This window comes from Virgifigura deserti, from assembly GCA_003576685.1.
In the GTDB taxonomy this organism is placed as follows: Bacteria; Pseudomonadota; Alphaproteobacteria; order Dongiales; family Dongiaceae; genus Virgifigura; species Virgifigura deserti.
The window spans coordinates 266,230-290,670 of the sequence record QOZR01000007.1 but is presented as its reverse complement, the minus strand read 5'-3'; the positions used below and the strand labels follow the sequence as shown (position 1 = coordinate 290,670).

At 64.9% G+C, this 24,441-nt stretch carries 26 protein-coding genes; 14 read left to right on the top strand and 12 right to left on the bottom strand.

All coding sequences use genetic code 11. The features are described 5' to 3' along the window. Both DT069_RS14490 and DT069_RS14485 read right to left on the bottom strand, forming a co-directional pair. A partial coding sequence (locus tag DT069_RS14490; protein WP_162913200.1) for a hypothetical protein occupies nucleotides 1-522 on the bottom strand: 522 nt, incomplete at its 3' end. Between the two features lie 303 nt (nucleotides 523-825). Continuing rightward, on the bottom strand, nucleotides 826-1,731 hold the full coding sequence (locus DT069_RS14485; RefSeq protein ID WP_119461009.1) for a LysR family transcriptional regulator: 906 nt from the start codon (nucleotides 1,729-1,731) through the stop codon (nucleotides 826-828). Between the two features lie 107 nt (nucleotides 1,732-1,838). Between DT069_RS14485 and DT069_RS14480 the strand changes: the two genes are divergently transcribed. Both DT069_RS14480 and DT069_RS14475 read left to right on the top strand, forming a co-directional pair. Continuing rightward, on the top strand, nucleotides 1,839-3,026 hold the full coding sequence (locus DT069_RS14480) for an MFS transporter (RefSeq protein WP_119461008.1): 1,188 nt from the start codon (nucleotides 1,839-1,841) through the stop codon (nucleotides 3,024-3,026). Nucleotides 3,027-3,085: 59 nt separating this feature from the next. After that, on the top strand, nucleotides 3,086-4,120 hold the full coding sequence (locus DT069_RS14475) for an aldo/keto reductase (RefSeq protein ID WP_119461007.1): 1,035 nt from the start codon (nucleotides 3,086-3,088) through the stop codon (nucleotides 4,118-4,120). 7 nt (nucleotides 4,121-4,127) lie between these two features. Here DT069_RS14475 and DT069_RS14470 read toward each other — a convergent pair whose 3' ends face one another. Further along, nucleotides 4,128-4,874: a tellurite resistance TerB family protein gene (locus DT069_RS14470; RefSeq protein ID WP_119461006.1), complete on the bottom strand. Its 747-nt coding sequence runs from the start codon at nucleotides 4,872-4,874 to the stop codon at nucleotides 4,128-4,130. A 154-nt stretch (nucleotides 4,875-5,028) separates the two neighbouring features. Here DT069_RS14470 and DT069_RS14465 point away from each other — a divergent pair, with 154 nt between their 5' ends. The 3 genes from DT069_RS14465 (at nucleotide 5,029) to DT069_RS14455 (ending at nucleotide 8,409) form a co-directional block, all read left to right on the top strand. Then, the gene (locus DT069_RS14465; protein ID WP_119461005.1) at nucleotides 5,029-5,961 is read left to right on the top strand and encodes a lipid kinase; all 933 of its coding nucleotides are present in this window, start codon (nucleotides 5,029-5,031) and stop codon (nucleotides 5,959-5,961) included. Between the two features lie 19 nt (nucleotides 5,962-5,980). Then, nucleotides 5,981-6,751, top strand: coding sequence for a TerC family protein (locus DT069_RS14460; RefSeq protein ID WP_119461004.1), 771 nt, complete (start codon nucleotides 5,981-5,983; stop codon nucleotides 6,749-6,751). A 128-nt stretch (nucleotides 6,752-6,879) separates the two neighbouring features. Beyond that, nucleotides 6,880-8,409 carry an FAD-dependent oxidoreductase gene (locus DT069_RS14455; protein WP_119461003.1) on the top strand — a complete coding sequence of 510 codons (1,530 nt, stop codon included), beginning with the start codon at nucleotides 6,880-6,882 and terminating at the stop codon, nucleotides 8,407-8,409. Between the two features lie 63 nt (nucleotides 8,410-8,472). On the opposite strand, the gene DT069_RS14450 is transcribed toward DT069_RS14455, so the two are convergent. Then, on the bottom strand, nucleotides 8,473-8,880 hold the full coding sequence (locus tag DT069_RS14450) for a response regulator (RefSeq protein WP_119461002.1): 408 nt from the start codon (nucleotides 8,878-8,880) through the stop codon (nucleotides 8,473-8,475). Nucleotides 8,881-9,010: 130 nt separating this feature from the next. After that, on the bottom strand, nucleotides 9,011-12,181 hold the full coding sequence (locus DT069_RS14445) for a CheR family methyltransferase (protein WP_119461001.1): 3,171 nt from the start codon (nucleotides 12,179-12,181) through the stop codon (nucleotides 9,011-9,013). A gap of 222 nt (nucleotides 12,182-12,403) precedes the next feature. Between DT069_RS14445 and DT069_RS14440 the strand changes: the two genes are divergently transcribed. Next, nucleotides 12,404-12,763 carry a hypothetical protein gene (locus DT069_RS14440; protein WP_162913199.1) on the top strand — a complete coding sequence of 120 codons (360 nt, stop codon included), beginning with the start codon at nucleotides 12,404-12,406 and terminating at the stop codon, nucleotides 12,761-12,763. Here DT069_RS14440 and DT069_RS14435 read toward each other — a convergent pair. Next, complete coding sequence (locus DT069_RS14435) at nucleotides 12,760-13,059, bottom strand: hypothetical protein (protein ID WP_162913198.1); 300 nt, start codon at nucleotides 13,057-13,059, stop codon at nucleotides 12,760-12,762. The two genes, DT069_RS14440 and DT069_RS14435, sit on opposite strands and share 4 nt — an antisense overlap. 207 nt (nucleotides 13,060-13,266) lie before the next feature. On the opposite strand from DT069_RS14435, the gene DT069_RS14430 reads away from it, so the two are divergent. Next, entirely contained in the window at nucleotides 13,267-14,154 is an 888-nt protein-coding gene (locus DT069_RS14430; RefSeq protein WP_162913197.1) for a phosphatase PAP2 family protein, read from the top strand. Between the two features lie 145 nt (nucleotides 14,155-14,299). Beyond that, entirely contained in the window at nucleotides 14,300-15,442 is a 1,143-nt protein-coding gene (locus tag DT069_RS14425; protein WP_119460997.1) for a VanZ family protein, read from the top strand. A 45-nt stretch (nucleotides 15,443-15,487) separates the two neighbouring features. Here the strand turns inward: DT069_RS14425 and DT069_RS14420 are convergent, their stop codons facing one another. Both DT069_RS14420 and DT069_RS14415 read right to left on the bottom strand, forming a co-directional pair. Next, entirely contained in the window at nucleotides 15,488-15,691 is a 204-nt protein-coding gene (locus DT069_RS14420) for a hypothetical protein (protein WP_119460996.1), read from the bottom strand. After that, nucleotides 15,688-16,005 carry a hypothetical protein gene (locus DT069_RS14415; RefSeq protein ID WP_119460995.1) on the bottom strand — a complete coding sequence of 106 codons (318 nt, stop codon included), beginning with the start codon at nucleotides 16,003-16,005 and terminating at the stop codon, nucleotides 15,688-15,690. Before DT069_RS14415 ends, DT069_RS14420 begins: the two co-directional genes overlap by 4 nt. Nucleotides 16,006-16,161: 156 nt before the next feature. Here DT069_RS14415 and DT069_RS14410 point away from each other — a divergent pair, with 156 nt between their 5' ends. Then, complete coding sequence (locus DT069_RS14410; RefSeq protein WP_425450242.1) at nucleotides 16,162-16,971, top strand: HAD-IIB family hydrolase; 810 nt, start codon at nucleotides 16,162-16,164, stop codon at nucleotides 16,969-16,971. Between the two features lie 37 nt (nucleotides 16,972-17,008). On the opposite strand, the gene DT069_RS14405 is transcribed toward DT069_RS14410, so the two are convergent. The 3 genes from DT069_RS14405 to DT069_RS14390 form a co-directional block, all read right to left on the bottom strand. Beyond that, nucleotides 17,009-17,926 (bottom strand): FkbM family methyltransferase, encoded by a 918-nt coding sequence (locus DT069_RS14405; RefSeq protein WP_119460994.1) that lies wholly within the window; start codon nucleotides 17,924-17,926, stop codon nucleotides 17,009-17,011. Nucleotides 17,927-17,963: 37 nt separating this feature from the next. After that, the gene (locus DT069_RS14400; protein ID WP_425450241.1) at nucleotides 17,964-18,236 is read right to left on the bottom strand and encodes an ABC transporter permease subunit; all 273 of its coding nucleotides are present in this window, start codon (nucleotides 18,234-18,236) and stop codon (nucleotides 17,964-17,966) included. 203 nt (nucleotides 18,237-18,439) lie between these two features. Next, entirely contained in the window at nucleotides 18,440-18,961 is a 522-nt protein-coding gene (locus DT069_RS14390; RefSeq protein ID WP_119460993.1) for a GNAT family N-acetyltransferase, read from the bottom strand. 105 nt (nucleotides 18,962-19,066) lie between these two features. On the opposite strand from DT069_RS14390, the gene DT069_RS14385 reads away from it, so the two are divergent. The 5 genes from DT069_RS14385 to alkB all read left to right on the top strand — a co-directional run bounded on the left by DT069_RS14385 (nucleotide 19,067) and on the right by alkB (nucleotide 22,930). After that, nucleotides 19,067-19,645 (top strand): TetR/AcrR family transcriptional regulator, encoded by a 579-nt coding sequence (locus DT069_RS14385; RefSeq protein ID WP_119460992.1) that lies wholly within the window; start codon nucleotides 19,067-19,069, stop codon nucleotides 19,643-19,645. 15 nt (nucleotides 19,646-19,660) lie between these two features. Continuing rightward, nucleotides 19,661-19,996 (top strand): DMT family transporter, encoded by a 336-nt coding sequence (locus DT069_RS14380; RefSeq protein ID WP_425450245.1) that lies wholly within the window; start codon nucleotides 19,661-19,663, stop codon nucleotides 19,994-19,996. A gap of 445 nt (nucleotides 19,997-20,441) precedes the next feature. After that, nucleotides 20,442-21,527, top strand: a complete 1,086-nt coding sequence (gene ada / locus DT069_RS14370; protein WP_119460989.1) for a bifunctional DNA-binding transcriptional regulator/O6-methylguanine-DNA methyltransferase Ada — start codon at nucleotides 20,442-20,444, stop codon at nucleotides 21,525-21,527. Beyond that, the gene (locus DT069_RS14365) at nucleotides 21,524-22,267 is read left to right on the top strand and encodes a 2OG-Fe(II) oxygenase (protein WP_119460988.1); all 744 of its coding nucleotides are present in this window, start codon (nucleotides 21,524-21,526) and stop codon (nucleotides 22,265-22,267) included. Before ada ends, DT069_RS14365 begins: the two co-directional genes overlap by 4 nt. A 12-nt stretch (nucleotides 22,268-22,279) precedes the next feature. Further along, complete coding sequence (alkB, locus tag DT069_RS14360; protein WP_119460987.1) at nucleotides 22,280-22,930, top strand: DNA oxidative demethylase AlkB; 651 nt, start codon at nucleotides 22,280-22,282, stop codon at nucleotides 22,928-22,930. Nucleotides 22,931-22,947: 17 nt separating this feature from the next. Here the strand turns inward: alkB and cls are convergent, their stop codons facing one another. Beyond that, the gene (cls, locus tag DT069_RS14355; protein ID WP_119460986.1) at nucleotides 22,948-24,399 is read right to left on the bottom strand and encodes a cardiolipin synthase; all 1,452 of its coding nucleotides are present in this window, start codon (nucleotides 24,397-24,399) and stop codon (nucleotides 22,948-22,950) included. Nucleotides 24,400-24,441: the final 42 nt, after the last annotated feature.

Below are 24,441 nucleotides of genomic sequence, written 5' to 3'. Positions count from 1 at the left end.
GGCCGGCCCGGCCAGCGTCAGCACGCCGCCGCCGTCGAAGGTCACATCGCTCTCGAGCCGCAGCCTGGCAAAGCCGATCCCCTGCGCCTCGACCGTGATGCTGCCGCTGTTCTGGACGCTGCCGCTCGCCGGACGGCTCGGATCCCGAACGATCGTAAGGCCTGTTCCCTCAACGAGCAGGCTGTCGTCGGTATCGACATCGAGGCTGTCGATGGTTGCGGGTGCAGTCAGGGTGACGGCGGAGGCCGTGCCGGTGTTCCCGCCATCGATGCGCACATTGTACTGATCGGTCGCGTCATTGCGCGGGAAGGTCGAGCCGGCCGAAGCATCGAAGCTCCAGTTCGAATCCATCCAGTTGCCAGCACCACCGTTCCAGGTCGCCGTGATCGGACCGGCCAGCGCCGGTGCGGCCAAGCCGATGGCGAAGGTGAGGGCGATGACGGAAGATGATCGCTTGAGAATCGTCGCAGATGAACGGATGACGGCCGTGCCGTGATGGTGGCCTGACAGAACGTGACGCATTTGTCCCCCCATGCGGTGCCGCCGTGCTTAGCAGCGGCACTCGATGCAAACGCTCCCAAGACTCGTGGGTGTTCTAAAGATCAGCAAATTCCGTGCCAAATCCGCAGAATGCCGGCTTTTCAAGGTTGTAGGGGAGGAGCAAAGGAAAATCGGGGCGTCGGTGTAAAATGTTCCTACAGGCAATTGCCCTCAATTTCTTGAGATCTCTTGCTCGGGTTCCAGCGAATGCCACGAATATAAGAGAATCCGATGAACTGAGGCCTCTTAACACGGGCCTCGGGCGTGTAAAGGATTTCGACGCGCTCAGTGGAATCGCACCGTCTTGGCGAGATAGTCAATGAAGGCGCGGACGCGGGCGGGCAGGTGGCCCCCTTGGCCGACAAAGACAGCGTGGATGTCCTCGACGTCGCCGGGGTTGAGGTTCTCGAGCACGGGCCGCAGGCGGCCGGCCTCGATATCGCGGCCGATATGAAACAGAGCGAGCCGCGCAAGCCCGACGCCGGCCAGGGCCAGCCTGCGCGCGCTTTCGCCGTCGCCGACTTGGACGTCGCCGCAAGCGGGCAGGGTTCTGACGGCGCCGGCCTCGATGAACGGCCATTCTTCGAAGCTGCGGGCGAAGTTGAAGCCGATCCGATTGTGATCCTCGATATCGGCGAGAGTCTGTGGGATCCCGCGGCGCTCGAGATAGCTCGGTGCGGCCACCACCGCCATGCGGCTTTCGCCGAGCTTGCGCGCGATAAGCTGCGACGCGCGCAGAGGGCCGACCCGGATAGCGACATCGGCGCGCTCGTCCAGAAGGTCGATCACCTGGTCCGTGAGCACGATGTCGAGCGTTACCTCAGGGTGCTGCGCGAGGAAGTCGGGGACGAGCGGCAGAAGATGATGCAGGCCGAACGGGACGTTGGCGTTGACGCGCACCCGGCCGCGGGGTGCCGTTCCGGCCGAAGCTTCGCGCTCGGCCTCGTCCATATCGGCCAGGATCCGCACACAGCGTTCGTAGAAGGCCAGCCCCTCGGGCGTGAGCTGCAGCTTGCGCGTGGAGCGATTGAAGAGGCGGGCACCGAGCCGGGCCTCGAGGCGCGCCACCAGCTTACTCACCGCCGAGGGTGTGATGCGGAACGAACGGGCCGCAGCCGAGAAGCCTGAGAGCTCCACGACCCGTACGAACACCTCCATCTCGCCTGACCGGCTCGTCTCCAACCGCGCCATGTGAACTCAATTCATAGATCATGTGTCGTTCGGCACTCTATCTCACGGCAAGCCCGGCTTCTACCTTTGAGGCGCGACATTCGGATCGCACTTGGAGCGCCCATTTCATGCCGATCGCCGTCTACGCCCTCACCGCCGGAGCCTTCGGCATCGGGACCACCGAGTTCGTGATCATGGGCCTGTTGCTGCAGGTTTCGGCCGATCTCGGCGTATCGATCCCGGCCGCCGGGCTGCTGATCTCCGGCTATGCGCTCGGCGTCTTCGTCGGCGCGCCGGTGCTGACGCTCGCCACCCGCCGCTTGCCGCGCAAGACGGTGCTGATAGCCCTCATGGCGATCTTCACCCTGGGCAATTTGGCCTGTGCGCTCGCGCCAAGCTATGGCGCGCTGATGACGGCCCGCGTCGTCACATCTCTTGCCCACGGCACGTTCTTCGGCGTCGGCTCCGTGGTGGCGACCGGCCTCGTCGCGCCCGACCGGAGGGCCTCCGCCATCGCCGTAATGTTCACGGGCTTGACGGCGGCGACCTTGCTTGGCGTTCCCTTCGGCGCTTGGCTCGGCCTGGCTTATGGCTGGCGCGCCACCTTCTGGGTGGTCGCAGCCATCGGCGTGGCGGCGAGCGTCGTGCTCGCCCTGTTCGTGCCGCGTGCCGGCGAGCGCACGGACACTGCGCCGCTGCGCGACGAACTCGCCGTCCTCGCCCGGCCGCAGGTCCTGCTCGGGCTGCTGATGACCGTACTGGGCTATGCCGGCGTCTTCACGGTCTTCACCTATGTACAGCCCATTCTGACGCAGATCTCCGGCTTCTCCCCCGAAGCGGTTTCTCCGATTCTCCTGGTGTTCGGCGCCGGTCTTGCCGCCGGCAACCTGCTCGGCGGACGCCTTGCGGACCGCGGCCCCATGCCGGCGCTACTCGGAACCCTGACCATCCTCGCGTTGGTCCTCGCCGCCATGACGCTGGCGGTGCATAGCGGGGTTACGGCGGTGATCTTCGTCGGGCTCCTGGGCGCGGCGGCCTTCGCCACGGTGGCTCCGTTGCAGCTCCGTGTATTGGAGAAGGCCGGCGGTGCCGGCCAGAGCCTCGCCTCGAGCCTGAATATCGCCGCCTTCAATCTCGGCAACGCGCTCGGCGCATGGTTGGGCGGCGTAGTCATCGAGCAGGGGCCTGGCCTTGGCGCGGTCACCTGGGTGGCTGCCGTCGTTACCGCCACTGGCCTCGGTGTCGCGCTCTGGAGCGCGCATCTCGACCGGCGAGCCTCACCGGCTGCCGACGGGCGGGCGCTCTGCGACATCTGAGACGAAGGGTCCATGCCGCACGAGCGGGTGATTTCATTTCACAATCGAGGAGTTCGAACATGGAATACAGACATCTGGGCGCGTCGGGGCTGAAGGTCCCGGTCCTGAGCTTCGGCGCCGGCACCTTCGGCGGTCAGGGACCGCTGTTCAGTGCCTGGGGCGACACGGACGCTGCCGAAGCCCGGCGGCTGATCGACATCTGCCTGGAGGCGGGCGTCACCTTGTTCGACACCGCCGACGTCTATTCCGACGGCGCGTCCGAGGAGGTGCTGGGCCAGGCGATCAGGGGGCGGCGGGATCAGGTGATCCTCTCCACCAAGACAGGCCTTCCGATGGGCGACGGGCCGTACGACGCCGGATCCTCACGCTCCCGTCTGATCCAGGCATGCGAGGCGGCGCTGCGGCGCCTGGGGACCGACTATATCGACCTCCTCCAGCTTCACGCCTTCGACTCGACGACGCCGGTCGAGGAGGTTCTCTCGACGCTCGACGACCTCGTGCGCACCGGGAAGATCCGCTATGTCGGCGTCTCGAACTTCTCCGGCTGGCAGCTGATGAAGTCGCTGGCGGCGGCCGAGAAATACGGCTATCCGCGCTATGTCGCGAACCAAGCCTACTATTCGCTGATCGGCCGTGACTATGAGTGGGAGCTGATGCCGCTCGGTCTCGACCAGGGCGTCGGCGCGGTGGTTTGGAGTCCCCTGGGTTGGGGCCGGCTCACCGGCAAGCTGCGCCGCGGCCAGCCCCTGCCTGAGGTCAGCCGTCTGCACCAGACCGCCGACTATGGCCCGCCGGTGGAGGACGCGCTGCTTTTCCGGGTGGTCGACGCCCTCGACGCGGTGGCGAAGGAAACCGGCCGGACGATTCCGCAGATCGCGATCAACTGGCTGCTCCAGCGCCCCACCGTGTCCACCGTCGTCATCGGCGCCCGGAACGAAGCGCAGCTCCGCCAGAACCTGGGTGCCGTCGGCTGGACGCTGACACCCGAACAGATGGCCCGGCTGGATGCTGCCAGCGCGGTGACGGCGGCTTACCCCTACTGGCCCTACCGGCGTCAGGCCGGCTTCGCCCGGCTCAACCCGCCGCCGGTGTGAGCTGGGGCTATACCTTCTCGGTAGCGCCTTCGACGGTGGCGTGCAGATGCTCGACGAGCGCGTCGTCGAGCTTCAGCCGGGCGGCGAGCAAGGCGAGATAACCGCGCTCGGCGGCATTGTCGATATCGATGGCGAGCAGCGAGGCGGTGTAGATCTCGGCCGCCTCCTCCGGCGTGCGCGCGGCCTTCGCCACCGCGTCGACGTCGAGGCGCGCGCGCAGCTCGTCCATCACGAACGCCTTGTCATCGGCATCGAGATCGAGCTTGTCCATCTCGGCGAAGATGTTCGCCTGCTCCTCCGCGTCGATATGGCCGTCGGCCTTGGCGGCGGCGATCATGGCGCGCAGCAGGTGGCGGCCGAGCGACTGCTGCTCGGATTCGGTGGAGGGATTGAAGGGCGTGTCGCCGGGCGGCGGCAGCACGGCGTCGCTCTGTGGCGCCGATGCGGCCATCGGCCGCTTGCCGGCCTGCCAATCCTGATAGGCCTTGTAGGCGAGCGCGCCGACCAGGGCCAAGCCGCCGATCTTCAGGGCCGAGCCGCCGAGCTTGCGGCCCTTCTTCGACCCGAGCAGGATGCCGGCGAGGCCGCCGGCAAGCGCCCCGCCTCCGAAGGACCCGCTCCCGAGACCATCTCCAAGGTTGCGGGCAAGGTCGCCGAGCTGCGACGGGTCGAACCCTCCGCCGGTCTTTTCAGCGAGTCCACGGCCGGCCTGGCTCCCGAGGAACTGGTCGAGCAATCGTTTTGCATCGAGCATCGGATCGGGTCCTTCTTCTCCTGTTAACAATAATCAGGTAGGAAACGGGCGGCCCGACGCCAAGGCGTGAGGTCTTCGGCGGTGCAGAAGCAGCCTTGCCTCCGGCGGTTGCCGATCCCATCTCGGAAGTCCCGGATTCTACTCTAAAAGCTACATGCCGCCTCTTCCCGACGACGGGCCCCGATCCAAGCGCGCCCTCCTTCTCGTCAATCGCCGCGCCCGCCGCGCCGGCGGCTCCATTACGGACGCTCTCGATCTTCTCAAGGCGGGGGGGCTCGAGCTGATCGAGCCGCCGCTCTCCAAGGACACCAAGCTGTCCGACGCCATCCGGGCGCATGCGGAAGAGGTCGATCTCGTCATCGTCGGCGGCGGCGACGGCACGATGAATTCGGCGGCGGCCGGGCTGATGGAGACCGGCCTGCCGCTTGGCATCCTTCCCCTCGGCACCGCCAACGACCTTGCCAGAACCCTGGCGCTGCCGCTCGCCCCCGTCGAGGCGGCGCGCGTCATTCTGGAGGGAGGCACGCGGCGGCTGGACCTCGGTGAGGTCAACGGGCATCTTTTCTTCAATGTCGCGAGCATCGGTTTCAGCGCCGATCTGGCGCGCGGGCTCACCTCGGAGGCTAAGAAGCGCTGGGGCACGCTCGGCTACGCGGTCGCGGCCCTGCGGCTTCTGGCTGAGAGTCGCCCGTTCACCGTCCATATCGATCATGACGGCTCGACCGAGACGGTGCGCACGGTGCAGGTCTCGGTCGGCAACGGGCGATTCTATGGGGGCGGCATGACGGTGGAGGACACCGCGCAGCCGGATGACGGCCGGCTCGACGTCTACAGCCTGGAAATCCACCATTGGAGTCAGCTCCTCGCGCTTCTGCCCGCGCTCCGGCGCGGCACGCATGGGCGATGGAAAGACGTGCGCACCTTCGGCACCACGGAGCTGACGCTCCGCACGCCACGCGAGCACGAGGTCAATGCCGACGGCGAGCTGGTCACGACGACGCCGGCCCATTTCCGAATCCGGCGCGCCGCCGTAACCGTGTTCGTCCCCGCCGGGTCCACCGCGCAGCGGCCCGCCCTTCACCCCTAGGAGGCCATCTGGAGAGCCCATGGATTATCTGATCACTCTTGCCGCCGACCCCGCCGTCTGGGCGGCGCTCGCCACGCTGATCGCCATGGAAGTGGTGTTGGGCATCGACAACCTCATCTTCATCTCGATCCTCACCAACAAGCTGCCGGAGCATCAGCGCTCGCGCGGTCGGCGGATCGGCATCGGCCTCGCCCTGGTCCTACGGCTGGCGCTGCTCGGCACCGTCGCCTTCATCGTGCAGCTCACCACGCCGCTGTTCGAGCTGTTCGGCCACGGCTTCTCCTGGCGCGACCTGATCCTGATCGCCGGCGGGCTGTTCCTGGTGTGGAAGTCGACCAAGGAGATCCATCACAATGTCGACCCCGACCCCGGTCCCGACATGTTCGGGGGCAAGGCGGCCGGAATCGGCTTCGGGGCGGCGATTTTTCAGATCCTGCTTCTCGATCTCGTCTTCTCGATCGACAGCATCATCACCGCGGTCGGCATGACCGACCACATCCCAGTGATGATGGTGGCGGTCGTCGTCGCAGTCCTGGTGATGCTGTTCGCGGCCGATCCGCTTGCGAACTTCATCCACAATAATCCGACCATCGTCATGCTGGCGCTGGGGTTTCTGCTCCTCATCGGAACCATGCTGATCGCCGACGGATTCGGCGTGCATGTGCCGAAGGGCTATATCTACGCCGCGATGGCCTTCTCCGCCCTGGTCGAAGGCCTCAACATGCTGGCGCGGCGCGCCCGCAAACGACGGCAGGCCGCCAGCGCCGGCGAGGAGCCGGCCGGACAGTAGCACGTCCCGAAAACCTGCGCCCCTTAAGGACCGGCTCGCCTATCGTCCCTCCGCGGAACTTTCGGCGGGCCGGCCGCTTGTGCAAACATAGCGCTCACGGCGCGCGACCGAGCTTGGGAGAAGGGGCGATGGCTGGAAAGCAGGAATTGAGCGGTCCCGACCTTGCGGCGGGGATCGCATTGAACGAGCTTGCCGACGGCGCCATGCTGCAGGGGCACGCCGCGGGCGAACCCGTCCTTGTCGCACGGCGCGGCGACGCATATTTCGCGATCGGCGCGAACTGCACGCATTACAACGGACCCCTCGCCGAGGGCCTGATGGTCGGCGACACGGTTCGCTGCCCCTGGCATCACGCCTGCTTCGACCTGCGCACCGGCGAGGCGATCCGGGCTCCGGCGCTCAACCCCGTCCCCTGCTGGCGGGTCGAAAAGCGGGACGGCAAGCTCGTCGTGCAGGAGCGAATCAAACCCGGCGAACGGCGCATGGCGGGCGAGGCGCGGACGCCCGACACGGTCGTCATCATCGGCGGCGGCGGGGCCGGCAATGCCGCGGCGGAGATGCTGCGCCGGGAAGGCCATTCGGGTCGCATCGTCATGATCAGCGCGGACGAGTCCGTGCCCTATGACCGGCCCAACCTGTCGAAGGATTATCTGGCCGGCACCGCGCCCGAGGAGTGGATTCCGCTCCGCTCGGAGAAGTTCTACAAGAAGCACGATATCGAGCTTCTGCTGAAGACCCGTGCGACCGCGATCGACACGCGCGGCAAGCAGGTCACGCTGTCCGACGGCAGCGCACGGGCCTACGACGCGCTGGTCCTGGCGACGGGCGGGGAACCTGTGCGGCTCGACCTGCCGGGCGCCGATCGCCCCCATGTCCACTATCTGCGGTCATTGGATGACTGTCGCGCCATCATTCGCGCGGCCGGGCAGGCGACGCGTGCCGTCGTGGTCGGCGCGAGCTTTATTGGAATGGAGGTTGCGGCCGCCCTGCGCGTGCGCGACCTGGAGGTGCATGTCGTGGCGCCGGGCAAACGCCCGATGGAGCGCGTGCTTGGCCCGGAGATGGGAGACCATATCCGCAAGCTTCATGAGGGGCGCGGCGTGCGCTTCCATCTCGAACAGACCCTCGCCGCGATCGACGACCGGTCGGTGACCCTGCAGAACGGCGAGACGATCGAGGCCGATCTCGTCATCGTCGGAATCGGCGTGAGGCCGGTGACCGAAATTGCGGAACAGGCCGGCATCCGGACGGATCGGGGCATTCTAGTGAACGAATATCTCGAGACGAGCGCGCCGGGCGTGTTCGCGATTGGGGACATCGCGCGCTGGCCGGACCCGCTCACGGGCGATCGGATTCGTGTCGAGCACTGGGTCGTGGCGGAGCGCCAGGGGCAAACGGCTGCGAAGAACATCCTCGGCCGGCGCGAACGGTTCGATATCCCTCCCTTCTTCTGGACGCAGCACTATGACACCAGCGTCAACTATGTCGGTTATGCGGAGCGGTGGGACCGCATCGCCATCGACGGTCGGATCGAAGACGGCGATTGTCGGCTCGCCTATGAACGCGACGGCAAGACGCTCGCGGTCGTGACGATCGGACGCGACAAGGAGAGCCTGGAGGCGGAGGTCGCGATGGAGAACCGGGTCGCGCGGACCTGACGGGCATTCGGTTCGGTTGCGATTCGCCGTTCCTGCTTGAAGTCGGGGACGGTGCGACCTTGATTAAGATTGGCCGCCGGGCCGGATGGTAACATCCAATGCGCCCGATACAGCCTCTCCCAGCTGCCGAGGCGAGAACGGCTTGACCAGATAACCGGCCGGCTTTGCCGCCGCAGCCCGCTCCATCGTCGTGCCGTCGGCATGGGCGGTGACGAACAGGACCGGGACGCCGAGGTGTTCCTTGAGCCGTTGCGCAGCCTCGATACCGTCGCCTTGCCCACGCAAGGTGATGTCCATCAGCACCAGATCCGGCCGATGTCTATTGGCCGTTTGCAGCGCGTCCTCTGCCGTCTTTGCAATCCCGATCACGTCATAGCCGAGGTCGGAGAGCGTCGCCGAGGTGAATAGCGCGATCAGCACCTCGTCCTCGACGATGAGGATGCTGGCCGGCTTGGATACAATCTGGGACATCACGGCCTTCGTCTTGGACGGCAGCGCAAGTTTAGTGTGATCGAGAAATGGTCCCGCTGGTCACGATAATGTCACGTGGTTAACAGGCACTGTTCGCAAGAGTTTCCGACGGACGGGAAAAATTACCGGTTCAGGACGCGCTTTGGCCGCCCTGTGGAACCGACAGCCGAATCTGAAAAGCCGCGCCGCGTGATCCTGGAAGGATCTCGAACCGGGCGTCGAGTTGATGTGCCAAGGCGTTGATCAGCTTCATGCCGAGGCCACCCGTCTCGTCGGCGACGTTGACCGGCAAGCCCGCTCCGTCGTCCCTTACGGTGATCTGCAGCGTGCCATCTGCCTCCAGTCGGCTCTCGACCGCTATTGTGCCGATAGAGTCGCCGGGAAAGGCGTATTTGAAGGCGTTGGTGATGAGTTCGTTGATGATCAAGGCGAGCGGGATGACCTGATCGGTCGGTAGTTCGACAGGCTCCGCCTCGATTCGAAGATGAACGGCTCTGTTCGCCATCCCGAGCGTGTCGGCGAGATCGGCGCAGAACTCATGAAGGTACGCGCCGAAGTCGACCCGGTCGATCTCGCTCCTCTGATACAGCCGTTGGTGGACCCGAGCCACCGCATTGATTCGGCTGGTCGCCTCGGCCAACTGCTGCTGCGCCTCTTTCGGAACGGTCCTGCTCTGTAGCGCCAGCAAGCTCGCCACAAGCTGAAGGCTATTCTTGATCCGATGATTGAGCTCCTTCAGCAGCACGTCCTTGTGGTGTAGCAGATCCTCCTTCTCCGCGACGACTGACCTCAGCGCCTCCTGCGTCTGTTTCAGCCTCGATATGTCGAGGAAGGTGATCACGACGCCGTCGGCTGCCCCCTCCAGCGTCCGATAAGGCAGGACCCGGCGGAGAAACCAGCGGCCGTCGACGGTCTGTGCTTCATGCTCGATCGGGCTGCTGCGCGAATCGATCTCGTCGTCCGATGGCAGAGGCGGCAGGGCCGCGAAACGGTGCGTCACGTGATTCAGAGGCCGCCCCACATCGCCCGGAATCAGATTGTAGAGCTGTGCCGCCACCGGCGTGAAGCTGCGGATATGGCGCTCGTTATTGAGGAAGATCGTGGCGATGCGCGTGCTGCGAAGCAGGTTCTCGAGATCGGCGTTGGCCTTAGCTAGCGCATTGTTTGCGGACTGCACCTCCTCTTTCGATGTCTCCAGCTCCTCATTGGCCGATTGAAGCTCTTCGTTCATCGACCGGAGTTCCTCGTTCGAGGATTTGAGTTCCTCGTTCGCGGCCTCGAGGTCCTGCACCGTCCGCTCCAGGTCTTCGCGCGTGCGGAGCAGCTCCCGCTCGAGCTGGTCGATCACCATGTCGGCGTCCCGGATCGCGCTCCCGTCGGCGCGATCCCGGCGATCGACGGGAGCGCCCATGTCCTGGAAGACGAGCATGAACATCCCGGTATCCTGGCCGAGCGCGGGCATGGGCTGCACGGTGAGCCGAATCTGCTGCAGGCCCTGTTCGGTCTTCACGGACAGGGCGTCGTGAACGACGCTCCGGCGCGTCTTGATGGCCTCGTTAAGGGCCGCGCGCAGGCCCACCCGAAGTCCCTGGCGTGCCATTCGCACGATGCTGTTGCTGAAGTTGCCGGTGGGCGGCTCGACATATTTGGCCATACCTTCCGAGAGATAGACAACTTGCCCCTCCTCCCCGACGATGGCGTATTTTGGTGCAAACTCGTCGAGGACGATGCGCTGAGCGATCGCCGCAAGATCCGGCGTGCCGGTCGCAGGCAAGCTGCGCCACGTACCGAAGGCCGCCCCGCCGAGGTCGTGCAACGGTTCCGGCGCGCGAAGCCCGGTTTCCTTGCGCTGCGAGAGGCGGTGCTTCGTGTCGATCGGCCGGAACAGCTCGGCATGTCCAGTCAGCGTTTCGGACGAGCCCAGGAACAGGTATCCCCCTGGCCGAAGCGCATAGTGAAAAACCGGAAACAGCTTCTTCTGCAGATGCGGGCCGAGATAGATCAGCAGATTGCGGCAGGAGATCAGGTCGATGCGGGAGAAGGGCGGGTCGCTGATGAGGTTATGCGCCGAGAACAGGCACAGCTCCCGGATCTCCTTGCTGATCTGATAATACCGGCCACGCTTGATGAAGAAGCGCTTCAGGCGATCGGGCGTGATCTGATTGGCGATGCCCTGTGCGTACTGGCCCTTCCGGGCGATGGCCAGCGCGCGCTCGTCGATGTCGGTGGCGAAGATCTGAACGGATCTGGCGACGTCGAGCCGATCGAGTTGCTCGCGCACGAGCATGGCGATCGTGTACGCCTCCTCACCGGTCGCGCAGCCCGGAACCCAGATGCGAATCTGATCGCCCGGCGCACGCGCTGAGAACAAGCCGGGCAGCACCTCTTCGTTGAGCGCGTCGAAGGCTTCGGGATCACGGAAGAACGCGGTGACACCGATGAGCAGCTCCTTGAAGAGGGCCTGCGTTTCCTGCGCGTCCTCGGCAAGACGCCTGAGATAGGTTTCCACGTCATGGAGGTGCAGAACCTGCATGCGCCGCTGGATCCGTCGGACGAGCGTGCTGGTCTTGTAGTGTTTGAAGTTGTGCCCGGTCTGTCGACGCAGCAGTTCGCAAATGTCGGTGATTCGACCGGCGATTTCCTCGCTCCAGCCTGTCGCTCCTGTTGCCGCTCCGGTATCGTTCCAATGCCTCGCGTAGGCAAGCAGTTCGGCCGCCAACTCGACCGGTGGAACGATATGGTCAACGAGGCCGCCCAAGGTGGCGCTGCTTGGCATTCCGGCGTGGGCGGCGCTCTCCGGATCTTGAACCATCGTCATGCCGCCGCCGCCGCTGATCGCCTCCATGCCGAGCGTCCCGTCGGTGCCGCCGCCCGAAAGAATGATGCCGACCGCCCGGGGGCCGTATTCAGCCGCGAGCGAGCGGAAGAAGATGTCGATGGGATCGCGGCTCTCATTCGCATTTCGTGGCGGTCGGAACTGGAACCGGCCGCCCTGGAGAGAGAGGATCGTGCTCGGCGGCGTGACATACACGTGGTTCGGGGCGGGACTGACATCTCGCTCGATGGCAACGACCGGCATCTCGGTCATCTTGTCGAGCAGCTCGGGCAGTAGGTTCCGTTCGGAGTCGCTGATGTGCTGAAGCACCACGAACGCGATTCCGGCATCGGCCGGAACCTGATGGAAGAACGCCTTCAGGGCCGGCAAGCCGCCGGCCGACGCGCCAATCCCGACGATCAGATGCGTGTCGCTGGTTCGGCGAGGCCGATATCGTGCCGAATTAGAAGGTGACTGTTCAGCCATGTCGGCACATACCGATGCTCTGCGACGGTCCAAACGCAACGGAACGAAATGAGTTCGGCGGTTGCAAGAACCGCCATCATCAAGACGATAACGGCCTCAGAGACGGAGGAAAAGGATAGTTGCCATAATCATGTCCAAATATTTCCTTTGGCTCGGCCAAAGATGAGATCGTGGGCAAGAGGGCCGGCTGCCGGGCGCGGCGCCGGCCGGTGGCGCAACCTGATGGTGATTCATCTTGGCCGCATCCCTCTTTCCGGTGTTTCATCCACGGAACGGGTGGCGCAACCGATCTTCCACAGACGGGGAGGGGTGACTTTGTTCTGGCTTGGCCTGCTGTTGATCTTTGTCTGGGGCGGATGGGGCTATATGCGCCGCCAATGGTGGCTTCGGGAGATTAACCGCTCACTCGATCAGCGCGATCCGCTGCCCACGCTCACCGACGCCCACGCGGCTACGCCGACACGTTATCACCCGCCCGCGCGGCTTGCCTTGCCCGACCGGATCGTCACCCTGGCGGCGGTGGCAGCCGGCGTCATCGGTTTCTTCCTCGTCGTATTCAGCTGGTTCGGTTGGTTCGCCTAACCGCAAATGCGTATCGGCTCGGGCGGTTCGGTCGGCGGCTCGACCGGCGGCGGATCCATCGGCTCCTCGTCCGGGTCGGGTGGATTGACGGGTGGCTCTATCGGACCCGGCGGGTTCGTCGGCGGCACCATCGGGTCGGGCGACGGGCCCGGTGGACGGATTGGGTCCGGCGGCCGGCCCGGTCCGGGCGGCTGATCCGGCACCGGTGGCTTCTTGGGAACCGGATCCGGCGGAACCGTTGGGACACGCGCCATGGTGAGCACCCGGGTCGGCGTCCGGTCCTGCGTCGTCCTCATCCGATACGCCTGATCCCGCGCTGCTGCCATATCCGCTGCTCCCTCCGCTCTTCTGGCTAACGGTCTGTGAAGGATGCGGGTTCCGTGGAGTCTCTGTAGAGACGGGGAGATACAGGGCAATGATTATTCACTAGACTCTGTATTTTGGTATCGCTCCGGTTCAACACTCGGCCGTTCCGCTCTCTATCCGCTGTCCTGCCTTTCGCAATGACCAATCCGCCGCTTGATTCCGCCATCTTCCTGGTTGTGACCGTGCTTGCCATAGTGGTTCTGTGGCGGTTCGCCTGGTTTCTGGTGCGGCACGGGCTGCAGGCGGCGCACCGTCTTCCGGGAACCGCCGCGGGGCGCCAGGCTTGGGCGCGCATTCACCCGCTGCGCGCCGCGACGGCGCGGCAGTTCCCGAGGGTCTACGCCCATTTCGCCCGCCGGCTCGACCCGCATGGCTTCAGCGGATTGCCCTTGACCCTGACGGTCGTGGCCGCGGCCTATCTCGCGGCCCTGTTCGGCGGCCTCGTCGAGGAACTCGGAGAGGCGGAGGAACTCGCCCGGTTCGACAGCCGCATCGATGCGCTCGTCGGACCATGGCGCACCACCCTTCTGGTCGACCTGTTCGCCTGGATCACGGCGCTCGGCGGCACCGCCGCGCTGACCGCCGCCGCTCTCGTCGCGACCGGCTTTCTCTGGGCGCACCGCCGGCGGCATGTCATCCTGCCGCTCTGGGTCAACATCGTCGGGTCCCAGGCAACGACCTATATCGGCAAGTTCGGCTTCGGCCGCGAGCGGCCGGACTTCGTTACCGAGGCGACCGCGGTCTCGCCTTCCTTCCCCAGCGGCCACACGACCGGGGCCATGGCGGTCTATGGCTTTCTCGCCTATGCGATCGTCCGCGATCTCGTCCATCCGCGCCAGCGTTTCGAGGTCACCTTCTGGACCGCGATCCTGATCGCGCTTATCGGCTTCAGCCGGGTCTTCCTCAGCGTGCATTACGCCAGCGACGTCGCGGCCGGCTTTCTCGTCGGCGGGTTCTGGCTCCTGGTCGGCTTCGCCATCGCCGAATATCTCCGGCAGCGCACACAGGATGTCGGTGGCCCCTGAGAGACCGGTATGACCGGTATGAAAAGCGATGTCTTTTTTTCTCGACAGAGCGGTCCGTCATCGCTCCTATCTCATGGGCAGCCAGACTCGCTCATCGTTTCCCTCCGGGCCGGCGGCTTGCATCACGATGATCGGGTGACTCCCCTTGCTCCTCTTGTTGCTGACTGCCGCCGCCCTGATCGCCTACGGCTCGCTTTATCCGTTCAACTTCGATCTTGCGGCGTATGGCGCTGGTGAAATCCATCGATTGCTGACTGTCGATCCGCTCGGCACCACGCGCGGTGACATTCTCGGCAATGTCGTGCTGTTCGCGCCGCTCGGCCTGCTCGGCGCTGCCGCCGTCCGCGCGGGCGGTAGCGCTATGCGTGTCCTGCCGGTTCTGTTGCTGGGGCTGGCGTTTGCGGCGGCGCTGCAGGTCGCGCAGCTCTTTCTGCCGAGCCGCGTGCCGACCTTCACCGACGTCGTTTGGAATGGTCTCGGCCTCGCGCTCGGCACGGCCGCCACGGCGGTGCCGCTCGTCCGTCGTCTGCTGCAGAATCTGGAGCGCAATCTCGGCGCCTCGGTGCCCGGGCTGCTGATTGCCGCTTGGCTCGGCTACCGCCTTGCCCCCTTCGTGCCGTCGGTCGACTTTCAGCTTGTCAAGGACAGCCTGAAGCCGCTGCTGCTGAGGCCGCAGCTTTCGGCGCTCGGCGTCTTCCACGATTTCGTTGCTTGGTTGATCGTGCTGCATCTCTGGGCGAGCGTGCGCCGCCGCGGCGCACGCGACCGCCTCGTGCTCCTGCTGATCGCCGGCGTCTTCGTCGCCGAAGTGTTCATCCTCGACAACACGGTCAGCGCGAGCAATGTCGCGGGTGCGCTCCTCGCCGTCGTCGTCTGGTGGCTGGCGCTCCATCGGGTGCCGGCGCGCACCTCAGGCCTTGCCGCGCTGCTACTCGCGCTCCTGGTTCTTCAGGGCTTGGCACCATTCGATCTGCGCGCCGCGCCGGCGTCGTTCCACTGGGTGCCATTCGCCGGCGCGCTCGGCGGCAACATGATGACGGCGGTGATCAGCCTTCTCGAAAAGCTGTTCCTCTACGGCAGCCTGATCTGGCTGCTGCTGGAGAGCCGGTCCGGCTGGACCAGGGCGGCGCTTGCGACGGCAGGAACGCTCGCATTGATCGAGGCGGCGCAGACGCGCTTCGCCGGCCATACGCCGGAGATCACCGATCCGCTGCTCGCGGTGCTGCTCGTTGTCCTGTTGTTCCTGCTGTCCGGCGGCCGGCGGGCGCCGGCCGCCGCCACGTCTTGAGAGTAAGAGTGACCCGTCGGTTCTCTCAAATCCACTTCAACGGGTTCACTTCGGAAAAAGGCGCTCCCTGACGCGCCGGCCGAAGCCGACCGGGTCGCGGCGCGGATCGCTCTCCCGCGCCGCCGCCGCGATCTGACGGCCGGCCTCCTCCATGTGGGGTCGCATCTTCTGCGCTGCCTGCAGCGCCTGGGCCCGCATCCGCGGGTTCGTCGCCACATGACGCGCGAGGGTGAAGAGTATCCGCTTCATCTCCTGTCTCCCATCCTGGACGAGTCCGGCAATCGCTGCTCCGGTCCCGATGCAAACCGCCGGGCGATCCAGCCGACCACCAGGATCACGACCGCGCCAAACAGCCAGACGCCGATGACCAGGCCGAAGCCGATCTGCTGAAACAGGGCGAGCAGCCACGACACGAATTCGATTTCTTCCGGCCCGACGGGCAGCGCGTCCAAATGCCGGATCAACCCGTCGCCGACCAGGTTCAGCAGCACATAGGCGCCGAGGCAGACCACGGTCCAGACGGCAAGCGTGACGAGCTTCGCGCCGAGAATGTATCGCCGCATCGGTTCTCCCGGGGCTCCATTCTGCTCAAGCTTCTGTTTCGCTTGTCAGATGGTCCGTCCGGGTGAAGGCGACAAGGGGGCCGGCAAGGAGCGGAGGTTGATCTTTCCCGTGCGATGCAGTTGTCTTGGCGGCGCCTCCACCCGACGAGATCTTCCATGCCCATGCAACCTCTCGACCGATTTTCGCCGGCGGCGCGGCGCCGCATCCGCGGCGTGCTGACCGACATTGACGATACGGTGACCACGGACGGAAAGCTGACGGCGGCGGCCTATGACGCGCTGGAGCGGCTGCAAGCGGGCGGGCTGCTCACCTTCGCGATCACCGGCCGGCCGGCCGGATGGTGCGACCACATCGCCCGCATGTGGCCGGTCGACGGCGTCGTCGGCGAGAACGGCGCATTCTATTTCCGCTATGATGTTGAGCGGCGAAAGCTGGTGAAGCGGTTCCTCCTGCCCGACGACGTCCGCGCCGCCAACCGCCGGCGGCTCGAGGCGGTGCGGGACCGTATCCTCGCCGAGGTTCCGGGAACGGCGCTCGCCTCCGACCAGCATTACCGCGAGGCCGATCTCGCGATCGATTTCTGCGAGGACGTGTCGCCGCTGCCGAAGAGCGAAGTGGACCGGATCGTCACGCTGTTCGAGGCCGCGGGCGCCACGGCGAAGATCAGTTCGATCCACGTCAATGGCTGGTTCGGGTCCTACGACAAGCTCGGCATGACCCGGATTCTGCTGCGCGAAGTCTATGGGATCGACCTTGACGGTGCCCGCGACGAATTCGTCTTCTCCGGTGACTCGCCAAACGATTCGCCGATGTTCGGCTTCTTCCCGTATTCGGTGGGAGTCGCGAACGTCCGCGATTTCGCCGACCGGCTGACCGCACCGCCCGCCTATGTCACGGGCGGGCGCGGCGGCGCCGGCTTCGTCGAGCTGGCCGACGCGCTGCTGGCCGCGCGGACGGTCTGCTAGTTTTATCTTGTCGAGGCCAAAGACCTATTTGCTGATGTCAAACTGTGCTCCGAACCGATGCGATGCCGGCAAGTCGGTCCAGAGCTTTGTCGTGGATCCAGATAACATCGCCCCAATAGCCGTCGAGGTCCTCGAGTCGGGTCAGGACGCTCCCGGATTTGTCTATTTCATGCGGCCTGAACCCGATTTCTCCCATGAAAGCCATGATCGATCTTAGGTCGGATCCGAACCGCTTCGCATGGTGATCAATCGCCTCCATCTGCACCAGCATGGTCGGGTTGTCTGCCAGGGTCCGTCTCGCTCCCCTAAGGACCGGCATCTCGTACCCTTCCACGTCGATCTTCATATAGTCGATGCGGCGTAGGCCCGAACGGGAGCAATAGCCGTCGAGGTCGATAACGGAGATATCAATCACCTCCACTCCATCGTCTTCGAGCGGAGAGTGGACGTGGGATTTGCCCAAGTCGCCGGCCTGTACCGTGAACCGCAGATGACCTTCCGCCTGACCGACGGCAACATTCTCGACAACGACATTGCCGAAGCGATTGCGGTCAACATTCTCCATGAGAAAGCGATAAATTTGGGGTGCGGCCTCGAACGCAACGACCCGTCCTCCGGGTCCGACCCGCTTCGCCGCCAAAAGCGTGTAAGCGCCTACGTTCGCTCCGATATCGACCACGGTCATGCCGGGTTGCAGATAGGCGCTCAAGAATTTGTGGAACGCGGGTTCGGAGAACCCGAAATAGAAAGTCGAGCTCGCGCTGACGTTCCGCCGGGGAGAGCGCATCTCGATCGCATCATCGAAGCGGACGACAGGCTCGCGGTGAAGCCTGGAGCGGATCTGCCATTGTATGGCCCGCCAGAGTATTTGAGCGGGGCGTTCCCTGAAATCGGGATGGGACAGCAGCCATCGCATGTAACCTCGGGCTTTGGAAAGCGTCAGCTGACCAAGCATGGGATCCTCCCTAGGGCTACGATCCGATCAGCTTGACTCAACCTGATCGGTGAATCAGCCTCTGGTCACCGGCGCTCCGCGCGCGCCGCACGAGCAGGATCAGCGCATAGCCGCCGAACAGCAGCAGGGTCGCGCCGATCGTCGACAGCGTGCCGAGCGTCGGCACCTGCGGCGTATAGCCCGCGATCATCTTGGCGTAGAGATATTCCGGCACGGTCGTGCCAGCGCCGGTGGTGTAGAGCGACAGGGGGAAGTTGCCCCAGGACAAGAGGCTGGCTTGGCGGCGATCTGATCCTTCGATGAGACCCATTCGATCGTCCCGTCAGATTCTCAACATTCGAGCTTGCGCCGCGCTCCCGGTCCGAGACAACGGCCGGTAGAAGCTGGCTAGTTTGGAAAGTGCTCGACGTGAGTCTCAGCGGTCCGACCAAAATGGAGCGCCCGGCGGCCGGCATCTGCTCGACATGATCGACGCGACCTTCGAATACCGGAAGAAGAATGATTAGCGCCGAACTACCCCGCTTCCGAGAAGGCAGGGTGGTATTCGACGGTGCCGGCCGGGACGGTGCCGTTGAACGGCAGCGCGAGGAAGAACTCGGGCGGAACGCCCTCGAGGCGCAGTTGCGGATATGCGGCGAAACCGAATCGGCCGTAATAGTCGGGCTCGCCCAGCAGGACGCAGCCGGCGGCCTGAAGACTCTTGAGTCGTTTGAGGCCTTCACGGATAAGGGCCGTCCCGATTCCCTGCCGCTGCCGATCCGGACGGACCGCCACCGGCCCCAGGCCATACCACTGCTCGACCACGCCGCCGATCCGGACCGGGGAGAAGGCGACATGCCCGACGACCTCGCCATTCTCCTCGGCCACCAGGGCCAAGGTGAGCGCGCCGGCATCGCGTAGCGCGTCGACGAGATGATGCTCACGCTGGCTGCTGTGAGGATGCTCCTTGAACGCTTCCGCGACCACAAGCCGAACGGTTTCCCGATCACCTGTCCGTTCCTCTCGAATCAACAACGCGGGTCCACCTCTTCTCATTCGGAACAACAGGAGTATCGCGAAATGCCGAATTTTGCGACGCCGCGGTCATCAGGCGCATTTCAGCGAACTTGAAACATACCGTCCAGACGGTATTATAATATCATGGGTGACGCGCACCGCCGCAGGAAGCAACCCGACCTCACGCGTCGACATCTGCTCGACGTGACCGCCACGCTCGCGCTGGAGGCCGGAGTGAGCACGCTCACGCTGGAGTCCGTTGCCCGGGCCGCCGGCGTGAGCAAAGGCGGGCTCCTGCATCACTTCCCAAGCAAGCAGGCGCTGATCGAAGCTCTGTTCGACGATCTGGCCGGGCGTTTCCGCCAAGCCGTCGATCAGGAGATTGCCGACGATCCGGACGAGCGGGCGCGCACGGCCCGGGCCTATCTGCGCGCGGTCGCCGGCCAGCCGGCCGATGAAGACGAGGCGAAGCTGTGGGGCGTCCTGACGATCGCGATTCTGGCCGAGCCATCCTTGCGCGGCCGATGGCGGTCCTGGCTGGACGAGCATCTCGAGGCGGACAAGGCGGAGGCCACGCCCCCCGTCGAGGCGATGATCGGGCGTCTTGCGGCGGACGGCCTTTGGTTGGCCGACCTGTTCGGCTTCTACGATATCGAACCGGAGCTACGGACGGAAATCGTCGAGCGGCTGAGCGTGATCATGAAACACCCTCGCGCCGGATAAGGGGCATGCATGAATATGGTTCTGACCTACCTCTACCTTGTGGTCGCCATCAGTTTCGAGGTTGCCGGCACCTCGGCGTTGCAGGCATCGCAACAGTTCACGCGCCCCGTGCCGACGCTGCTCATGGTTCTTTGCTATGCAGGCACATTCTACTTTCTGTCGCTGACGCTTCGCGTGCTCCCGGTTGGGATTGCCTATGCGATCTGGGCCGGACTCGGCATCGTCCTGATTTCAGCGATCGCCTTCATCTTCTATAGGCAGAAGCTCGATCTGGCGGCGATCATCGGCCTCGCCTTCATCATCGCGGGAGTGGTCATCGTCAATGTCTTCTCCAAGAGCCTCAACCATTGACGAACCTCTTCGCTCGCGGCTGCCGGGACTCGGGGCCTTCTCCGCGCAATCCGGGCGCGGCACCGGACCGCGGCGCTCGGGCAGCACGCCGCAATTGTCGACACGCTGCTCATCGGAAGCCTTGTCGGACAGCCGCTCCTTCGCCGTCTTCATCTCCGCGGCGCCTGCCGCGAAGGCCGGCAGCATCAGGACGAGTGCGGTCGCGCAAACCGTTGTCGATATCGCTGGTTTCATGACTCCCTCTCTCATGGCTGCCGCCAGTCGGGAAGAACCATGGTCATCATAAGAGCGGGTGCGGCGAACCTCGTTTCTTGCTCTTGAATTGGGGGCAATCTTTCCTCGATTTGAGAGCAAGGACCGGAGTGCCCATGGTTCTGCGGTCCCCATATTACCGTCAGGAAACGAGCCGCTCGACCGGCTCCGCAGAACCAAGAGGAGAGCCGTCATGGTTTCCTTGGCAATGAGTACCGATCATCCTTTGCCGTCCTCCTCCCGCGACGATGAGCGCTGGGAGGCGGTCCGGCGCCGCGACCGTGCGGCCGATGGCAGCTTCTACTACTCGGTGCGGACGACGGGCGTCTATTGCCGGCCGTCCTGCGCGGCGCGCCTCGCCCGCCGCGAGAATGTCCGTTTCCACGCGACCTGCGCCGACGCCGAGCGGGCCGGCTTCCGTCCCTGCAAGCGCTGCCGGCCGAACGAGCCCACGCTTGCCGACCGGCAGGCATCGGTCGTGGCGAAGGCCTGCCGGCTGATCGAGGAGGCGGACGAGATGCCGGGTCTCGATGCGCTGGCGGAGTCGGCGGGCATGAGTCGCTTCCACTTCCACCGGGTCTTTAAAGCTGTCGCCGGCGTGACGCCGAAGGCCTATGCCGATGCGCATCGCGCCCGGCGTGTGCGGGAAGAGCTTACGCAATGCGGAACGGTCACCGAGGCGATTTACGGCGCCGGCTTCAATTCCAGCGGGCGCTTCTATGCCGCCGCGTCCGATCTTCTGGGCATGACCCCGACGGAGTTCCGCGCCGGCGGAAACAGGGCCGCGATCCGCTTCGCCGTCGGCGAATGCTCGCTCGGCTCGATCCTCGTCGCGGCCACGGACAAGGGCGTCTGCGCGATCCGCTTCGGCGAAGACCCGGACGCCCTGCTGCGCGATCTCCAGGACCGCTTCCCGAAGGCGCAGCTCATTGGCGGCGACGCGGCGTTCGAGCAACTCGTCGCCAGGGTCGTCGGCTTCGTCGAGGCGCCGGGGCAGGGCCTCGATCTGCCGCTCGACCTGCGCGGCACCGCGTTTCAGCAGCGGGTCTGGCAGGCACTTCGCGAGATCCCGGCCGGGACGACGGCGAGCTATGCCGAGATCGCCGAGCGCATCGGCCGACCGACGGCCGTGCGCGCGGTCGCCCGGGCCTGCGCGTCGAACGAGATCGCGGTCGCGATTCCCTGCCACCGCGTGGTGCGCACCGATGGCGCGCTCTCGGGCTATCGCTGGGGCGTCGAGCGCAAGCGGGCGCTACTCGAAAGGGAGTCGGCGGCATGACCGTCCAAACGAAGATCAAACCGGCCGTTGCCGACTTGCCCGACGATCGCGTGACGGCGCTCGATTGGAACCGCATCGCAGACGATCTCGCTTCGCAGGGCTCGGCAGTGCTGGAGGGGCTTCTATCGCCCGAGGAATGCCGCGAGATCGCCTCGCTCTATTCCGAGGAGGGCCGGTTCCGCAGCAAGGTCGTCATGAGCCGCCACGGCTTCGGGCGCGGCGAATACAAATATTTCGCCTATCCACTGCCGGATCTGGTCGAAGGGTTCCGAACGGCCCTCTATCCCCGCCTCGTGCCGATCGCCAACCACTGGAACGCGCTGATGAAGATCGGCCTGCGCTATCCGGCCGGGCATGCCGACTTCCTCGCGCTTTGCCATAAGGCCGGGCAGACGCGGCCGACGCCGCTTCTCCTGCAATATGGCGCGGGCGACTATAACTGCCTGCATCAGGACCTGTACGGCGATCTCGCCTTCCCGCTGCAGGTGGCGATCCTCCTGTCCGAACCCGGACGGGACTATAGCGGGGGCGAGTTCGTCCTGACCGAGCAGCGCCCGCGCATGCAGTCGCGGCCGGAAGTCGTGCCGCTTCGACAAGGCGATGCCGTCGCCTTCGCGGTGCATCATCGCCCGGTCGCCGGCAGCCGGGGAACCTATCGGGTCAATCTGCGTCACGGCGTCAGCCGCGTCCGGTCCGGGCGCCGGCACACCCTCGGCATCATCTTTCACGACGCAACATAAGCGAGTCGATCGATGCGCGATCTCTTCGATGATCGGGCCGATGGGCAGACCCGGAACGAGTCGCTGGGTGTTGGCGCGGTCCTGTTGCGGGGATTCTGCGTTGACGTCGAAGAGGAAGTTCTGGCGGCGCTGCGGCAGGTCGCCGATGCGGCGCCGTTTCGGCGTATGACCACCCCCGGCGGCTATATAATGTCGGCGGCGATGACGAATTGCGGATCCGCCGGGTGGGTGACGGATCGGGCCGGCTATCGCTATGACGCGAAGGATCCCGAAAGCGGGAAACGATGGCCGGCGATGCCCCCGGTCTTCCTCGACCTCGCCATGCGGGCGGCGGCCGAGGCCGGCTTTGAGGGCTTCCTTCCCGACGCCTGCCTCATCAACCGCTATGAGCCCGGCGCGAAGCTCTCGCTTCATCAGGACAAGGATGAGCGCGCATTCGACAGTCCGATCGTCTCCGTCTCGCTTGGATTGCCCGCGACGTTTCTGTTCGGCGGATTGCGGCGACGCGATCCCCAGCAACGGGTTCCGCTGAGGCATGGCGATATCGCCGTGTGGGGCGGGCCGTCCCGCCTTGCCTATCACGGCGTCATGCCGCTGAAGGATGGCGAGCACCCGACGGTCGGACGCCGACGACTAAATCTGACTCTCCGCAAGGCACTTTAGGACTTGGTCGATGCTTCTCACAACAAGGGGGAGAGGAGTCGTGCGACCGAATCCCTGAACCGGGCGACGACGTTGCGATTTTCATACTCGGCGGCATCGAACTCGGTGCAGTGGGCGAGGTCCCGTTCGAAGTCCTGCTCCAACTCCGTGGCGAGCCGCTTGCTATACAGCACGGCATTCAGCTCGTAGTTGATGCTGAAGCTGCGGATGTCGATGTTCGCCGATCCGATCGAGCAGATCTCGGAGTCGATGCTGATCGTCTTGGCGTGCAGATAGCCCTTCCGGTAGAGGAACACGCGTACGCCGGCCGCGACGATATCGGCGATATATGTGTTCCCCGCCCAGTCCGGGAGCCTGTTCCCCGACGGTTGCGCGCTCAACATGACCCTGACATCTACGCCGGCCAGGGCCGCCGTTCTCAGGGCTTCGGCGATGGTCGCATCGGGGATGAAATAGGGCGACTGCAGAAAGACGTGCCGCTGCGCCGTCGTGATCATCGAGGCGTAGAGCTGTCGGATCGCCGCCCATCGCGAATCGGGTCCTGACGTCAGGATCTGCACCGGCATGTCGTTGTCTGCGGGTTCCGTCGCATCCATCGGGAAGTATGCGTCGGAAAACAGGTTCTCTCTGGCGGCGTTGTGCCAATCCACTATGAACACCGCCTGCAACACCCCTGCGCCTTCCCCGACGATGCGCAGTTGGGTGTCGCGCCAGGACTCGAAGCCTCTGCCGCCGTCGAGATGCTCCTTCCCGATATTCATGCCGCCGGTATAGCCGATCGTGCCGTCGATCACGGTGATCTTGCGGTGGTTGCGATAGCTGATCGTATGCAGCCTGTAGAGGGGTGAGGTCGGCGCCATCTTGACCCCCGCCGCCTGCAGTTCCCGGATATAGGCGCGGTTCAGATGGAAGTAGGATCCGAGCGGATCGTAGAGCAGCCGCACCTCGACTCCCTCGATCGCCTTGGCGATCAGGATCTCCTTCAAGCGCTTGGTGAATCTGTCCGCACCCCAGATGAAGTACTGGAGATGGATCGAGCGCCGGGCCGTCTTCATGTCCTCGATCAGGCTGGGGTAGAACGTTGTCGCATCTTGCTGAATCCGGACATGATTGCGCGTCGTCAGCACGGAATCAGAGTTGTCCCTCACGAGCTTCATCAGTCTCCTGCGGCTGGCGCTCTCGCCCTCGAGTCGGGCGATCTCTTTATCCTGGCGGGAAAGGACGGGCGACAGGAGGGGACGCGCGTTCGCCTCAAGATCCTGCCGGAGGAGTTTGCTTTGTTTGCTGAAGGCCTTCCGGTTTCTGCCGAAAAGAAGATAGATCAACACGCCGATTCCGGGAGCGACGAAGAAAGCGAGCATCCACGCCAAGGTCGATTGCGGCCGTCGGTTCTCCGAAATGAGGAACACCGCCGTCACGAATGCATAGAGCGCAAGCGACGCGGTCAGGATCGTGCCCAGATGACTCATGCGTTTCGCTCCTTCCCAGCAAAGGATATGTAGGAGGCGGCG

Bases quoted from the DNA above. Each gene is read 5' to 3' on its own strand.
- DT069_RS14485 (WP_119461009.1), bottom strand. From the start codon at position 1,731: ATGGCGCGGTTGGAGACGAGCCGGTCAGGCGAGATGGAGGTGTTCGTA.
- DT069_RS14480 (WP_119461008.1), top strand. From the start codon at position 1,839: ATGCCGATCGCCGTCTACGCCCTCACCGCCGGAGCCTTCGGCATCGGG.
- DT069_RS14475 (WP_119461007.1), top strand. From the start codon at position 3,086: ATGGAATACAGACATCTGGGCGCGTCGGGGCTGAAGGTCCCGGTCCTG.
- DT069_RS14470 (WP_119461006.1), bottom strand. From the start codon at position 4,874: ATGCTCGATGCAAAACGATTGCTCGACCAGTTCCTCGGGAGCCAGGCC.
- DT069_RS14465 (WP_119461005.1), top strand. From the start codon at position 5,029: ATGCCGCCTCTTCCCGACGACGGGCCCCGATCCAAGCGCGCCCTCCTT.
- DT069_RS14460 (WP_119461004.1), top strand. From the start codon at position 5,981: ATGGATTATCTGATCACTCTTGCCGCCGACCCCGCCGTCTGGGCGGCG.
- DT069_RS14455 (WP_119461003.1), top strand. From the start codon at position 6,880: ATGGCTGGAAAGCAGGAATTGAGCGGTCCCGACCTTGCGGCGGGGATC.
- DT069_RS14450 (WP_119461002.1), bottom strand. From the start codon at position 8,880: ATGTCCCAGATTGTATCCAAGCCGGCCAGCATCCTCATCGTCGAGGAC.
- DT069_RS14445 (WP_119461001.1), bottom strand. From the start codon at position 12,181: ATGGCTGAACAGTCACCTTCTAATTCGGCACGATATCGGCCTCGCCGA.
- DT069_RS14440 (WP_162913199.1), top strand. From the start codon at position 12,404: ATGGTGATTCATCTTGGCCGCATCCCTCTTTCCGGTGTTTCATCCACG.
- DT069_RS14435 (WP_162913198.1), bottom strand. From the start codon at position 13,059: ATGAGGACGACGCAGGACCGGACGCCGACCCGGGTGCTCACCATGGCG.
- DT069_RS14430 (WP_162913197.1), top strand. From the start codon at position 13,267: ATGACCAATCCGCCGCTTGATTCCGCCATCTTCCTGGTTGTGACCGTG.
- DT069_RS14420 (WP_119460996.1), bottom strand. From the start codon at position 15,691: ATGAAGCGGATACTCTTCACCCTCGCGCGTCATGTGGCGACGAACCCG.
- DT069_RS14415 (WP_119460995.1), bottom strand. From the start codon at position 16,005: ATGCGGCGATACATTCTCGGCGCGAAGCTCGTCACGCTTGCCGTCTGG.
- DT069_RS14410 (WP_425450242.1), top strand. From the start codon at position 16,162: ATGCCCATGCAACCTCTCGACCGATTTTCGCCGGCGGCGCGGCGCCGC.
- DT069_RS14405 (WP_119460994.1), bottom strand. From the start codon at position 17,926: ATGCTTGGTCAGCTGACGCTTTCCAAAGCCCGAGGTTACATGCGATGG.
- DT069_RS14400 (WP_425450241.1), bottom strand. From the start codon at position 18,236: ATGGGTCTCATCGAAGGATCAGATCGCCGCCAAGCCAGCCTCTTGTCC.
- DT069_RS14390 (WP_119460993.1), bottom strand. From the start codon at position 18,961: ATGAGAAGAGGTGGACCCGCGTTGTTGATTCGAGAGGAACGGACAGGT.
- DT069_RS14385 (WP_119460992.1), top strand. From the start codon at position 19,067: ATGGGTGACGCGCACCGCCGCAGGAAGCAACCCGACCTCACGCGTCGA.
- DT069_RS14380 (WP_425450245.1), top strand. From the start codon at position 19,661: ATGGTTCTGACCTACCTCTACCTTGTGGTCGCCATCAGTTTCGAGGTT.
- ada (WP_119460989.1), top strand. From the start codon at position 20,442: ATGGTTTCCTTGGCAATGAGTACCGATCATCCTTTGCCGTCCTCCTCC.
- DT069_RS14365 (WP_119460988.1), top strand. From the start codon at position 21,524: ATGACCGTCCAAACGAAGATCAAACCGGCCGTTGCCGACTTGCCCGAC.
- alkB (WP_119460987.1), top strand. From the start codon at position 22,280: ATGCGCGATCTCTTCGATGATCGGGCCGATGGGCAGACCCGGAACGAG.
- cls (WP_119460986.1), bottom strand. From the start codon at position 24,399: ATGAGTCATCTGGGCACGATCCTGACCGCGTCGCTTGCGCTCTATGCA.